This is a genomic window from Micromonospora sp. WMMB482, from assembly GCF_019038635.1.
In the GTDB taxonomy this organism is placed as follows: Bacteria; Actinomycetota; Actinomycetes; order Mycobacteriales; family Micromonosporaceae; genus Micromonospora; species Micromonospora marina.
In genome coordinates, this window is record NZ_JAHOPD010000020.1 from 4,695,814 (window position 1) to 4,708,204 (window position 12,391).

General features: G+C 74.0%; 11 protein-coding genes and 1 riboswitch. Of the genes, 9 read left to right on the forward strand and 2 right to left on the reverse strand.

Features of this window, described 5'->3' with window-relative positions; genetic code table 11:
* Window positions 1-4: 4 nt before the first annotated feature.
* The 3 genes from fmt to KSK32_RS23295 all read left to right on the forward strand — a co-directional run bounded on the left by fmt (window position 5) and on the right by KSK32_RS23295 (window position 4,548).
* The gene (fmt, locus tag KSK32_RS23285; RefSeq protein WP_216927940.1) at window positions 5-931 is read left to right on the forward strand and encodes a methionyl-tRNA formyltransferase; all 927 of its coding nucleotides are present in this window, start codon (window positions 5-7) and stop codon (window positions 929-931) included.
* On the forward strand, window positions 928-2,577 hold the full coding sequence (locus tag KSK32_RS23290) for an RsmB/NOP family class I SAM-dependent RNA methyltransferase (RefSeq protein WP_216933120.1): 1,650 nt from the start codon (window positions 928-930) through the stop codon (window positions 2,575-2,577). The genes fmt and KSK32_RS23290 overlap by 4 nt, the downstream gene beginning before the upstream one ends.
* A 234-nt stretch (window positions 2,578-2,811) precedes the next feature.
* Entirely contained in the window at window positions 2,812-4,548 is a 1,737-nt protein-coding gene (locus tag KSK32_RS23295) for a M28 family peptidase (protein ID WP_216933121.1), read from the forward strand.
* 43 nt (window positions 4,549-4,591) lie between these two features.
* On the opposite strand, the gene KSK32_RS23300 is transcribed toward KSK32_RS23295, so the two are convergent.
* Together KSK32_RS23300 and KSK32_RS23305 are read right to left on the reverse strand one after the other, a co-directional pair.
* The gene (locus KSK32_RS23300) at window positions 4,592-5,482 is read right to left on the reverse strand and encodes a septum formation family protein (RefSeq protein ID WP_216933122.1); all 891 of its coding nucleotides are present in this window, start codon (window positions 5,480-5,482) and stop codon (window positions 4,592-4,594) included.
* A 77-nt stretch (window positions 5,483-5,559) separates the two neighbouring features.
* Window positions 5,560-6,447, reverse strand: coding sequence for a septum formation family protein (locus KSK32_RS23305; protein WP_216933123.1), 888 nt, complete (start codon window positions 6,445-6,447; stop codon window positions 5,560-5,562).
* 259 nt (window positions 6,448-6,706) lie between these two features.
* On the opposite strand from KSK32_RS23305, the gene rpe reads away from it, so the two are divergent.
* From rpe to KSK32_RS23335, 6 genes are all read left to right on the forward strand, one after another.
* Window positions 6,707-7,387: a ribulose-phosphate 3-epimerase gene (gene rpe, locus KSK32_RS23310; RefSeq protein WP_030502483.1), complete on the forward strand. Its 681-nt coding sequence runs from the start codon at window positions 6,707-6,709 to the stop codon at window positions 7,385-7,387.
* Window position 7,388: 1 nt separating this feature from the next.
* A complete protein-coding gene (locus tag KSK32_RS23315; protein WP_013285530.1) occupies window positions 7,389-8,345 on the forward strand; it encodes a response regulator in 957 nt (318 codons plus the stop codon).
* 74 nt (window positions 8,346-8,419) lie between these two features.
* A riboswitch (FMN riboswitch) is annotated at window positions 8,420-8,592 on the forward strand.
* Window positions 8,593-8,758: 166 nt separating this feature from the next.
* Entirely contained in the window at window positions 8,759-9,820 is a 1,062-nt protein-coding gene (ribD, locus tag KSK32_RS23320) for a bifunctional diaminohydroxyphosphoribosylaminopyrimidine deaminase/5-amino-6-(5-phosphoribosylamino)uracil reductase RibD (RefSeq protein WP_216933124.1), read from the forward strand.
* A gap of 1 nt (window position 9,821) precedes the next feature.
* On the forward strand, window positions 9,822-10,433 hold the full coding sequence (locus tag KSK32_RS23325) for a riboflavin synthase (RefSeq protein WP_216933125.1): 612 nt from the start codon (window positions 9,822-9,824) through the stop codon (window positions 10,431-10,433).
* Complete coding sequence (gene pnuC, locus KSK32_RS23330) at window positions 10,433-11,128, forward strand: nicotinamide riboside transporter PnuC (protein WP_216933126.1); 696 nt, start codon at window positions 10,433-10,435, stop codon at window positions 11,126-11,128. Before KSK32_RS23325 ends, pnuC begins: the two co-directional genes overlap by 1 nt.
* Entirely contained in the window at window positions 11,125-12,390 is a 1,266-nt protein-coding gene (locus KSK32_RS23335) for a bifunctional 3,4-dihydroxy-2-butanone-4-phosphate synthase/GTP cyclohydrolase II (protein WP_216933127.1), read from the forward strand. The genes pnuC and KSK32_RS23335 overlap by 4 nt, the downstream gene beginning before the upstream one ends.
* The last annotated feature ends 1 nt before the right edge of the window (window position 12,391 follow it).

Here is a 12,391-nt window from a genome sequence, read left to right on the forward strand (position 1 = left end):
CCGGATGCGCCTGGTCTTCGCCGGCACCCCCGCGGTCGCCGTACCGGCCCTGGACGCGATCGCCGCCTCCGGGCACGAGCTGCTCGCCGTGGTCACCCGGCCCGACGCCCCAGCCGGGCGGGGCCGGGGACTGGCCCGCTCGCCGGTCGGCGCGTGGGCCGACGCGCACGGCGTCGAGGTGCTCACCCCGGCCCGTCCGCGCGAGCCGGAGTTCCTCGACCGGCTGCGCGAGCTGGCGCCGGACTGCGTACCGGTGGTCGCCTACGGCGCGCTGGTGCCGCCGGTGGCGCTGGAGATCCCCCGGCACGGCTGGATCAACCTGCACTTCTCGCTGCTGCCCGCCTGGCGCGGCGCCGCGCCGGTGCAGCACGCCGTGCTGCACGGCGACGAGCTGACCGGGGCGAGCGTCTTCGAGCTGGAGGAAGGGCTGGACACCGGCCCGGTCTACGGCACCGTCACCGACGAGATCCGCCCCGCCGACACCTCCGGCGATTTGCTGGAACGGCTCGCGCAGTCCGGTGCCGGGCTGCTGGTCGCCGTGCTCGACGCGATCGGCGCCGGTACCGCCCGCGCCGTGCCGCAGCCCGCCGACGGCGTCTCGCTCGCCCCGAAGCTGACCGTGGAGGACGCCCGGATCCGCTGGGGCGACCCTGCGTTCGCGGTGGACCGGCGCATCCGCGCCTGCACGCCCGCGCCCGGCCCGTGGACCACGTTCCGCGACGACCGGGTCAAGCTCGGCCCGGTCACGCCGGTGGGCGACGGCCCGGAGCTGAAGCCGGGGGAGCTGCACGTGGAGAAGTCGGGCGTGCTCGTCGGCACCGCCACCACGCCGGTGCGCCTCGGCGAGGTACGCGCCGCCGGCAAGAAGGCCATGCCCGCCGGCGACTGGGCGCGCGGCGCCCGGGTCACCGCCGGCGAGGTGTTCGCGTGACGGGGCCGTCGCGCCCGGACCGGCCCGCCGAGGGCGAGCGTCCCGGGGGGTACGCGCGTGAGCACGGCGACCGGCCCGGCGGCGAGCGGCGGGGCGACGACCGGTTCGGCGACCGCCGGCGCGGCGACCGGCAGCGTGCCGACCGGCCCGCGGCGGATCGGCGGGCCGGCGACCGGTTCGGCGGTGACCGTGAGCGCGGCGACCGGCGCGGCGGGGATCGGCCCGGCGGCGACCGGCGCGGCGGGGACCGGTTCGGTGGGGATCGGCGGGGCGGGCGTCCGGCCCGTCCGGCAGTCGACCTGCCCCGGCAGATCGCGTACGAGGCGATCGCGGCGGTGCACCGCGACGACGCCTACGCCAACCTGGTGCTCCCGGCGATGCTGCGCGAGGCCGGGCTGACCGGCCGGGACGCCGCGTTCGCCACCGAGCTGACCTACGGCACGCTGCGGCACACCGGCACGCTCGACGCGATCGTCACCGACGCGGCCGGGCGGGACGTGCAGCGCATCGACCCGCCGGTGCGCGACGCGCTACGGCTGGGGGCATACCAGATCCTGCACACCCGGGTGCCCGCGCACGCCGCGGTGTCGTCCACCGTGGACCTGGTCCGGTCCGTGGGGCCGGGCGCCACCGGGTTCGCCAACGCGGTGCTGCGGGAGATCACCAGCCGGGACGCCGACGCCTGGGTGGCCAAGCTCGCCCCGGGACAGGAGACCGACCCGATCGGGCACCTCGCGCTGGCGTACAGCCATCCGCAGTGGATCGTGCGGTCGTTCGCCGAGGCGCTCGGCGGCGACATGGGCGAGACGACCCGGCTGCTCATCGAGGACAACGAGCGCCCGCCGGTGCACCTGTGCGCCCGGCCGGACCTGGCCGATCCGGTGGCGCTCGCCGACGAGGTGGGCGGCGCACCCGGTGCGTTCTCGCCGTACGCGGTGTACCTGCCCGGCGGCGCGCCGGGTGACCTGGCGGCGGTCGCCGAGGGCCGCGCGCACGTGCAGGACGAAGGCTCCCAGCTGGTGGCGGACGCGCTGGCGGCGGCGCCGCTGGACGGCCCGGACGGCCGGTGGCTGGACCTGTGCGCCGGTCCGGGCGGCAAGTCCGGCCTGCTCGGTGCGCTCGCGGCGACCCGTGGCGCGCGGCTGACGGCGGTCGAGGTGGCCGAGCACCGGGCGCGGCTGGTCGAACAGGCCACCCGTGGGCTGCCGGTCACGGTGCTGCACACCGACGGGCGCAGCGTAGGCAGCGACCCGAAGCTGCCGGAGGAGCACTTCGACCGGGTGCTCGTGGACGCGCCGTGCACCGGGCTGGGCGCGTTGCGCCGCCGCCCGGAGTCGCGGTGGCGCCGCCAGCCGTCGGACCTGCCGCCGCTGACCCGGTTGCAGCGCGAACTGCTCACCGCCGCGTTGCGGGCGGCCCGGCCGGGCGGCCTGGTCGCGTACGTGACGTGCTCGCCGCACGTGGTGGAGACGCACGTGACGGTGACCGAGGCGGCCCGGCGGTGCGGCTTCGGGGTCGACTTCGTCGACGCGCGTCCGCTGCTGCCGGCCGGCATGCCGGGCCTGGGCGACGGCCCCACGGTGCAGCTGTGGCCGCACCGCCACGGCACCGACGCCATGTTCCTGGCGGTCCTCCGCCGGGTCTGACCCACCTCCCTCGCAGTCGAGCAAGGAGTTCGTGTCCCCGGGGCCGTCGTGCCCGGACACGAACTCCTCGCTCGTCGTGCGGAGGAATGGGGAGGGATGGAGCGTGCGCGGCATCCCGGTGGTGGGAGGGGGCCGGCGGGATGTGACAGCCCGTTGACTGATCGATCGATACATGTAACTGTTCCGATCACCGGTCCCGGCACCCCGCCCGCCGAACCCCCACGAGGAGTCTCCATGAGACGCAGAACGCCGACCACGAGCCTCGCGCTCGCCCTCGTCGCCACACTGACGACGGCGAGCCTGGCCGGCACCGCCTCCGCCGCCCCGGCCCCCGCCCCGGCCGTCGCCGCGCTCGCCGCCCCGGACGTCTCCCTGAGCAACATCCAGGCCCACCTCACCCAGTTCAGCTCCATCGCCAGCAGCAACGGCGGCAACCGGCGTTCCGGCTCGGCCGGCTACACGGCGTCGGTCAACTACGTCAAGAGCAGGCTCCAGGCCGCCGGCTACACGGTCACCGAGCAGAACTGCACCACCTGCACCTACCGGGGCAACAACCTGATCGCCGAGTGGCCGCAGGGCCCCTCCGACCAGGTCGTCATGTTCGGCGCGCACCTGGACGGCGTCGCCGCCGGCCCCGGCATCAACGACAACGCCTCCGGTTCGTCGGTGCTGCTGGAGAACGCGCTGGTGCTGGCCGCGCAGAACCCGACCATGACCAAGCGGGTCCGGTTCGCCTGGTGGAACGGCGAGGAACAGGGCCTCCAGGGCTCCAAGTACTACGTCAACCAGCTCAGCTCCACCCAGCGCGGCTACATCAAGGGCTACTACAACTTCGACATGGTGGGGTCGCCCAACGGCGGCTACTTCATCAACCGGATCACCTCGGCCACCGCGGCGCCGCTGAAGGCGTACTGGGACTCGCTCGGCATCTCGCCGGAGGAGAACACCGAGGGTCAGGGCCGCTCGGACGACTACTCGTTCGCCAACGTCGGCATCCAGACCTCCGGCTACGCGGCGGGCGCCAGCTACACCAAGAGCTCGGCGCAGGCCGGCAAGTGGGGCGGCACCGCCGGTGCGGCGTACGACGGGTGCTACCACCGCTCCTGCGACAACAGCAGCAACATCAACACGACCATCCTCAACCGGTCCGCGGACGGCGTCGCGTACGCGATCTGGCAGCTCGCGGTCGGCGGCGGCACGCCGTCCAACGACTTCTCCGTCTCGGTGAGCCCAACCTCCGGCAGCGTCGCCCGGGGCGGCTCCACCACCGCCACCGTCAGCACCGCCACCACCGCCGGCAGCGCGCAGACCGTGGCGCTGTCCGCCAGTGGCGCGCCGAGCGGCGTCTCGGTGAGCTTCAGCCCGTCGTCGGTCACCTCGGGCGGCTCGGCCACCATGACGGTCACCGCCTCGTCGTCGGCCACCACCGGCACGTTCACGCTCACCGTGACCGGCACCGGCTCGGCCACCCGCACCGCCAGCTACACGCTCACCGTGACCGGCGGGAGCGGCGGGTGCACCGGCGGCCAGCTCATCGGCAACAGCAGCTTCGAGTCCGGCACCACGCCGTGGACGGCCAGCTCCGGCGTGATCACCAACAGCTCCAGCCAGGCGGCCCGCACCGGGTCGTACAAGGCGTGGCTGAACGGGTACGGCACCTCGCACACCGACACGCTGTCCCAGTCGGTCACGCTGCCGGCCGGTTGCGCCAACTACACGTTCTCGTTCTGGCTGCACATCGACACGGCCGAGACGACCAGCTCGATCGCGTACGACAAGCTCACCGTGCAGGTCGGCTCGACCACGCTGGCCACGTACTCGAACCTGAACAAGGCCACCGGCTACACCCAGCGCACCTTCAACCTGGCCGCGTACGCCGGTCAGACGGTCACCCTGAGGTGGACCGGGGTCGAGGACTCCTCGCTGCAGACCAGCTTCGTCGTGGACGACGTGACGCTGCAGGTCGGCTGAGCGGTCCCGGGCGGGGTGGGCGCCGGCCCGCCCCGCCCGGGTCTCAGGTGATCGGCAGCGCCTTGGCGCCCGCGCCCTTGACCGACCGGGTCAGCGAACGTTCGGAGAGCCACAGAAAGCACTGCACGCCCCGGTCGCCGTCGCGCCACTGCTCCTCGAAGGGGTGGTAGATGATGGTGCCGGCCCGGTACTGCATGTTGCCGTCGTTCGGCAGCTTCGCGTACTTGGCGATCAGAGCCCGGCAGGCCTTGTGCGTGCGCAGCGGCGTGCGCTCGAACTCCGCGTAGCTGATGTCCGGCGCCTGGTAGACGCCGACGAACTCGGCGTGGTGCCGGGTGGTGCAGGCCACCGGCCGCATCGACTGCACCTCGTCCTTGCTCAGTTTCGGGTTGTAACAGCCGAGCGCGAGCTTCGAGCCGGGCTTCAACGCGCCCCGCAGGCTGCCGGTGCGTTGGGTCACGGCGCCCTCGTCCAGATCGGTGATCTCGGCGACGTCGCAGCGGTACCAGCGGGCCCCGCCGGACCACGCGAGCGCCGAGGGGAACACCACCGCCAGGCGCAGCCGCCCGCTGCGCCAGTCCGCGCCGACGGCCCGGGTGACCTGCCGGGCGCAGTCGGCGTGCGCGGCGCGCATCCCGGCCGAGCCGGTACGCGGCGGCGCGGAACGCTCCGCCTCCGCGCCGGTCGTCGTGCCCACGTGCAGCGTCTCGGTGCGGTGCGGGGTGGCGCAGTCGACCGGCTGGTAACCGCTGAGGTAGCCGACGTCGGCGACAGTGGGATGACAGGCCCCCGCCGCGGGCACGAAACCGACCGGCGCGGCGAGCGCGGGCCAGTCGTCGACCAGATCCCGGTCCACTCCGGCCGGCGCGGCACAGCTGCCGAGCGCCAGCGCCAGCGCCGCGCCCACGATGACCGCCACCCGCCGTCGCCGCATCCCGACCGACCTCCCCCGCGTATCCGGCGCCGCCCGGCCGACCGGTACGCCTCGGCGGTGCAGCATACGGCAGCCGCTCAGGTGACCGGGAGTCCCTCGGGTCCGGCGCCGCGCACCGAGCGGTTCAGCTTGCGGTCGTCACTCCACAGGAAACAGCGCACGCCCCGGTCGCCCTCCTCCCACTCGCGCTGCGACGGCGGGTAGAAGATGGATCCGGCCCGGTACGGCAGCTCGGCATTGTCCGGCACCTCGGCGAACGCGGCGATGAGCGTCATGCAGCGCCGGTGCGTGGCGGGGGCGCCCCGGGTGAACTCCGCCCAGCTCATGTCGCGTTCCTCGTACACGCCGACGAACTCGGCCCGGTGCGGTTCGGTGCACAGCACCGGGGCCATGTAGTTGAGGTTCTGGCCGATCAGCTTCGGGTCGAAGCACCTGTGCACCAGCGGGTTGTCCCCGACGAGCGCGCCGCGCAGGCTGCCGACCCGGTTGACCGGGCGGGTGTTGTCGATGCTGTCGGTCTCGGCCAGGTCGCAGCGGTACCAGCGGGCGCCGGACGTCCAGGCGGTGACGGTGGGCAGCGCGATGTTCAGCGTCAGCCGGGCGGCGTGCCAGTCCCCGCCGATCATCTCGCGGGCCCGCTGGTCGCACTCGGCGCGCGCGGTCCGCAGCGCCGGTGAGCCGGGTTCCGGGCGTACGCCCTGCGCGGCCGGCCCGCTGAACCGGCCGACGTGCACGGCCTCGGCCAGGTGGCTGCCCGCGCAGTTCACCGTCTCGTAGGTGGCGGCGGCCACCACTGTGCTCAGCCGGGGCAGGCACGCCTCGGTCGCCGGGACGAACAGTTGCGGCGCCGGCAGCGCCGCCCAGTCGTCGATCAGGTCGCCGTCGGCCCGGTGCGTCTGCGCGCATCCGGCGAGCACCGCGGTCACGGCGCCGGTCAGCGCGAGCACGTGGAGCCACCGTCGCATCGTCCGCCCCTTCCGGGAGAGATGACAGCCGGTCGCCACAGCCCCGACCGGCGTCCCCCGCGCCGGGGGTGCAGCATACGTGACCGTCCCTGTAGGAGTTTCGTCATCTTTCAATCGATCGGCCAGTCACCGGCGACTATTCGTGCCGATTTTCTTCCGGGGCGGGCAGATGGTGCACCGTCGGTGAATGGGCATCACCACCTGTCACTCCGGCGGGCGTGCCGTGACCTCCGGATCACCGCGTTCGTACACTGGCCCGGTGACCGTACCGCCGCCGATCGTCGCGCCGAGCATCCTGGCCGCCGATTTCGCCCGCCTCGCCGACGAGGTCCGTGCCGTGGAGTCCGCCGCCGACTGGCTGCACGTGGACGTCATGGACAACCACTTCGTGCCCAACCTGACCATCGGGCTGCCGGTGGTGCAGAGCCTGCGCGCCGTCACCGGCATCCCGTTCGACGTGCACCTGATGATCACCGACCCGCGCCGCTGGGCACCCGGGTACGCCGACGCCGGGGCGTACAACGTCACGTTCCACGCCGAGGCGTGCGACGACCCGGTGGCACTGGCGAAGGATCTGCGCTCGGCCGGGGCGAAGGCGGGGCTGGCGATCGACCGGGACACCCCGATCGAGCCGTACCTGGAGCTGCTGCCGAGCTTCGACACGCTGCTGATCATGACGATCAAGGCCGGCTTCGGCGGCCAGCGTTTCCTGCCGCAGCTGCTCGACAAGGTGCGCGCGGCCCGCCGGCACGTCGACAGCGGGCACCTGGAGCTGCGCATCGAGGTCGACGGCGGCATCGCCGCGGACACCATCGAGCAGGCCGCCGCGGCCGGCGCCGACGCGTTCGTCGCGGGCACCGCCGTCTACGGCGCCGACGATCCCGCGGAGGCGGTACGCCGCCTGCGGGGCCTGGCGGAACGCGCGATGACCGGGGCCTGAGATGGACCCGGCCGGCGAGCGACCCGACGTGATCCTCGTCGTCGACGACGACGAGGACATCGCCCGCTTCGTCGAGTTCAACCTGCGCCTGCACGGCTTCGAGGTGCTGCACGCCGCCGACGGCCAGGAGGCGCTGGAGGTCATCGAGCGGCAGCGACCCGACCTCGCGGTGGTCGACCTGATGATGCCCCGCATCGACGGGCTGGAGCTGACCCGGCGGCTGCGCGCCGACCCGATGACCTCGGCCCTGCCGGTGATCATGTTGACCGCGAAGGGGATGACCCAGGACAAGGTCAACGGGCTCAGCGTCGGCGCGGACGACTACCTGGTCAAGCCGTTCGACACGCTGGAACTGGTGGCCCGGGTCAACTCCACGCTGCGGCGCAACAAGGAGTTCCGGGAGGTCTCGCCGCTGACCGGGCTGCCCGGCAACAGCCGGATCCGGCGGGAGATCAGCGACCGGGTCCGCAACGGCGTCGACTACGCCGTCGGGTACATCGACATCGACCGGTTCAAGAGCGTCAACGACCGGTACGGCTTCGTGCGCGGCGACGAGTTCATCTCGGCGCTGGCCCGCAGCCTGCACCGGGCGGTGGTGTCGATCGGGCTGCCCCCGGCGTTCCTCGGCCACGTCGGCGGCGACGACTTCGTCATCGTCTGCGCGCCCAGCCAGGTCCGGCCGCTGACCAGCCGGGCCGTCGTCGACTTCGAGAAGGCCGCCGACGCGCTCTACGACGCGACCGACCGGGAACGCGGCTTCGTCGAGCTCAAGGACCGGCGCGGCAACATCCGCCGCGCCGCGCTCGTCACGCTCTCCATCGGCGTGTCGCTGTCCGACTCCGGCAAGCGGTTCACCGACCCGCTGGAGGCGATCGCGGTGGCCTCGGAGATGAAGACGGTGGCCAAGAGCCAGCCCGGCTCGTACGTGGCGGTCGACCGCCGGCGCGGCGTCACCTGAGGCGGTCCTGTGAGGTAGCTCGCCTCTGTGGCGCGCGCCGGGGCGGAACGTGTAAGACTTCCCGTGTACCCACCACGCGCTGGCGGGGCTCGGTGAAATTCCGAACCGGCGGTGATCCACGGTCCGACCGTGGTAAGCCCGCGACCCGGACGGCTTCGGCCGGACGGTGGACCTGGTGAGAATCCGGGGCCGACGGTTGGGGTGCGGCTCGTCCGCCCCCAGAAAGTCCGGATGGGAGACAGCGCGCGGAACGGGGGAGGCCCCTGCCGGCCGCTGAGCACCCTCAGCCGCCGCGTGGGCTCCTCGGGGTCGGCACTGCCGTCCCCGGGTTCCCGCCGCCGCGTGTCCGCGGCTTTCCAGCCGCTGCTCCCGAACCGCCCGCGCGCGACCGGCGAGCGGGAGGACAGGCGGCCATGGCGAGCGTCTCCGTCGACGAGGCGATGCGTCGTGCCATCGAACTGGCCGCGCGCGGCCTCGGCGCCACCAGCCCCAACCCGGTGGTCGGCTGCGTGCTGCTCGACGCCGGCGGCGAGGTCGTCGGCGAGGGCTTCCACGCGTACGCCGGCGGCCCGCACGCGGAGATCGTCGCGCTGGCCCAGGCCGGCACGCGCGCCCGCGGCGGCACCGCGGTGGTCACCCTGGAACCCTGCGACCACACCGGCCGCACCGGCCCGTGCAGCCACGCGCTCATCGCCGCCGGGGTGTCCCGGGTGGTGATCGCGGTGCCCGACCCCAACCCGGTCGCCTCCGGCGGCGCGGCCACGCTGCGCGCCGCCGGGGTCCAGGTCGCCCTGGGGGTACGGACGCAGGAGGCCGAGGCCGGCAACGTGGCCTGGCTCACCTCGATGCGCCGCGGCTGGCCGTACGTGATCTGGAAGTACGCGGCCACGCTCGACGGACGGTCCGCCGCGGCCGACGGCACCAGCATGTGGATCACCTCCGAGGCGGCCCGGATCGACGTGCACGCGCTGCGCGGCACCGTCGACGCGGTGCTCGCCGGGGTGGGCACCGTGCTCACCGACGACCCCCGGCTGACCGCCCGCAACCTGCGCGACGGCACGCTCGCCATCCGGCAGCCGCTGCGGGTGGTGGTGGACAGCTCGGGGCGTACCCCGGCCGACGCCCGGGTCCGCGACGGCGCCGCCCGCACGTGGATCGCCACCGCCGCGGAGGTCGGCGCCGGGCCGGACGGCCGGGTCGACCTGGCGGCGCTGCTCGCGGAGCTGCACCACCGCGGCGTGCGGGCCGCGCTGCTGGAGGGCGGGCCGACGCTGGCCGGCGCGTTCCTCGCCGCCGGCCTGGTCGACCGGATCGTCGGGTACGTCGCGCCGAAGCTGCTCGGCGCCGGCCCGACCGCACTGCTCGACGCCGGCGTGAGCACCATCGCCGACGCCATCGATCTGGAGATCACCGACGTTACGCGGGTCGGTCCCGACCTGCGGATCACCGCGCTGCCCCGGAAGAGGGAGGGCTGACATGTTCACCGGCATCGTCGAGGAACTGGGCGAGATCGTCCGGAGCACCGAGACCGGCGACGACTCCGCGCTGGTCGCCATCCGCGGCCCGCTCGTCACCTCGGACGCCCGGCACGGCGACTCGATCGCCGTCAACGGCGTCTGCCTCACCGTGGTCGACGTCGACGGCGGCGTGTTCACCGCCGACGTGATGGGCGAGACGCTGCGCCGCACCGCGCTCGGCGCGCTGCGCCCGGGCGACCCGGTCAACCTGGAACGGGCCGCCGCGCTCAACGGCCGCCTCGGCGGGCACCTGGTGCAGGGTCACGTCGACGGCGTCGGCGAGATCGTCGCCCGGGCGCCCGCCGCGCAGTGGGAAACCGTGCGGTTCCGGCTGCCCGCCGGGCTGGCCCGGTACGTGGTGGAGAAGGGCTCGATCACCGTCGACGGCGTGTCGCTCACAGTCGCCGAGGCGGGCGACGACTGGTTCTCGGTCGGGCTGATCCCGACCACGCTGAAGCTCACCGTGCTCGGCACGAAGCAGGTCGGCGACCCGGTCAACCTGGAGGTGGACGTGCTGGCCAAGTACGTGGAGCGGCTGCTCGGCCACCGGAGCGCGGGGGGTGCGCGGTGATGGGCCCGCTCGGCTGGCTGCTCGACGCCCAGGTGGACGTGGCCGGCTCGCCGGTGCTGGTCCGGGAGATCGTCGGCAACGTGTTCGGGCTCGCCTCGGCGCTGCTCGGGCTGCGCCGGGTGGTCTGGGCCTGGCCGGTCGGCATGATCGGCAACGCGCTGCTGCTCACCGTGTTCCTCGGCGGCGTCTTCGTCACCCCGCAGGCGCACGACCTCTACGGCCAGGCCGGCCGGCAGGTCTTCTTCTTCGCCGTCAGCGTCTACGGCTGGTGGCGCTGGTCACGCAACCGGCGCGCCGGTGGCGGGGACCAGCCGGCCGTGGTGCCGCGCTGGGCCACCTGGCCCGAGCGGCTCGGCCTGCTCGTGGCCGCCGCCGCCGGCACCGCCGCCGCGTACCCGGTGCTCGCCGCGCTGGGGTCGTGGGGACCGCTGCCGGACGCGTGGATCCTGGTCGGCAGCCTGCTCGCCACGTACGGCATGGCCCGCGGCTGGGTGGAGTTCTGGCTGATCTGGATCGCCGTCGACGCGGTCGGCGTACCACTGCTGCTGCGCGGCGGCTTCTACCCGTCCGCCGCCATGTACCTGGTCTACGGCGCGTTCTGCGCCGCCGGCCTGTACAGCTGGTGGCGTACCTCCCGGGCCGTCGCGACCGCGCCCGCCCCGATCCCGGCGACGTACACGGAGGCCGTGGCATGAGCACGTTCGGTTCGATCGAGCAGGCGGTGGCGGACATCGCCGCCGGGCGCCCGGTGGTCGTGGTCGACGACGAGGACCGCGAGAACGAGGGCGACCTGATCTTCGCGGCTGAGCTGGCCACCCCGGAGCTGGTCGCGTTCATGGTCCGCTACACCTCCGGCTACATCTGCGTGCCGCTGACCGAGGACGAGTGCGACCGGCTGGACCTGCCGCCGATGCACCACACGAACCAGGACCGGCGCGGCACCGCGTACACGGTGACGGTGGACGCCCGGGAGGGCGTCAGCACCGGCATCTCGGCCGCCGACCGGTCGCACACCATCCGGCTGCTCGCCGACGCCGCGACCGGCCCGACCGACCTGGCCCGGCCCGGTCACGTGGTGCCGCTGCGCGCCCGCGCCGGCGGGGTGCTGCGCCGTCCCGGGCACACCGAGGCGGCGGTGGACCTGACCCGCCTGGCCGGTCTGCGCCCGGCCGGGGTGCTCTGCGAGCTGGTGAACGACGACGGCACCATGATGCGCCTGCCGGACCTGGAGAAGTTCTGCGCCGAGCACGGGCTGACGCTGGTCACCATCGCGGACCTGATCGCCTACCGGCGGCGCACGGAGAAGCAGGTCGAGCTGGCCGCCGAGGCGCGGATGCCCACCCCGTACGGGGTGTTCCGGGCGCTGGGCTACCGCGCCGAGCACGACCCGGCCGAGCACGTCGCGCTGGTGATGGGCGACCTCGGCGACGGGCGGGACGTGCTGGTCCGGGTGCACTCCGAGTGCCTCACCGGCGACGTGTTCGGCTCGCTGCGCTGCGACTGCGGGCCGCAGTTGCAGGCCGCGCTCGCCCGGGTCGCCGCGGAGGGACGCGGTGTGGTCCTCTACGTGCGCGGGCACGAGGGCCGGGGCATCGGCCTGCTGCACAAGCTCCAGGCGTACCAGCTCCAGGACCAGGGCCGCGACACGGTGGACGCGAACCTCGACCTGGGCCTGCCGGCCGACGCCCGCGACTACGGCACCGGCGCGCAGATCCTCTACGACCTGGGGGTCCGGTCGATGCGGCTGCTGACCAACAACCCGGCCAAGCGGGCCGGGCTGGAGGGGTACGGCCTCACCGTGACCGGCCGGGAAGGGCTGCCGGTGCGGTCCAACCCGGAGAACGTGCGCTACCTGCGCACCAAGCGGGACCGGATGGGCCACCTGCTGGACGGGCTGGACGAGGTGACCGAGGCGCCGATGGGCCGCCCGGTCGCCGGTGACGAGATCGGAGCGTAGG

Bases quoted from the DNA above. Each gene is read 5' to 3' on its own strand.
- pnuC (WP_216933126.1), top strand. From the start codon at position 10,433: ATGGGCCCGCTCGGCTGGCTGCTCGACGCCCAGGTGGACGTGGCCGGC.
- KSK32_RS23305 (WP_216933123.1), bottom strand. From the start codon at position 6,447: ATGCGACGGTGGCTCCACGTGCTCGCGCTGACCGGCGCCGTGACCGCG.
- ribD (WP_216933124.1), top strand. From the start codon at position 8,759: ATGGCGAGCGTCTCCGTCGACGAGGCGATGCGTCGTGCCATCGAACTG.
- KSK32_RS23315 (WP_013285530.1), top strand. From the start codon at position 7,389: ATGGACCCGGCCGGCGAGCGACCCGACGTGATCCTCGTCGTCGACGAC.
- KSK32_RS23325 (WP_216933125.1), top strand. From the start codon at position 9,822: ATGTTCACCGGCATCGTCGAGGAACTGGGCGAGATCGTCCGGAGCACC.
- KSK32_RS23295 (WP_216933121.1), top strand. From the start codon at position 2,812: ATGAGACGCAGAACGCCGACCACGAGCCTCGCGCTCGCCCTCGTCGCC.
- KSK32_RS23300 (WP_216933122.1), bottom strand. From the start codon at position 5,482: ATGCGGCGACGGCGGGTGGCGGTCATCGTGGGCGCGGCGCTGGCGCTG.
- fmt (WP_216927940.1), top strand. From the start codon at position 5: ATGCGCCTGGTCTTCGCCGGCACCCCCGCGGTCGCCGTACCGGCCCTG.
- KSK32_RS23335 (WP_216933127.1), top strand. From the start codon at position 11,125: ATGAGCACGTTCGGTTCGATCGAGCAGGCGGTGGCGGACATCGCCGCC.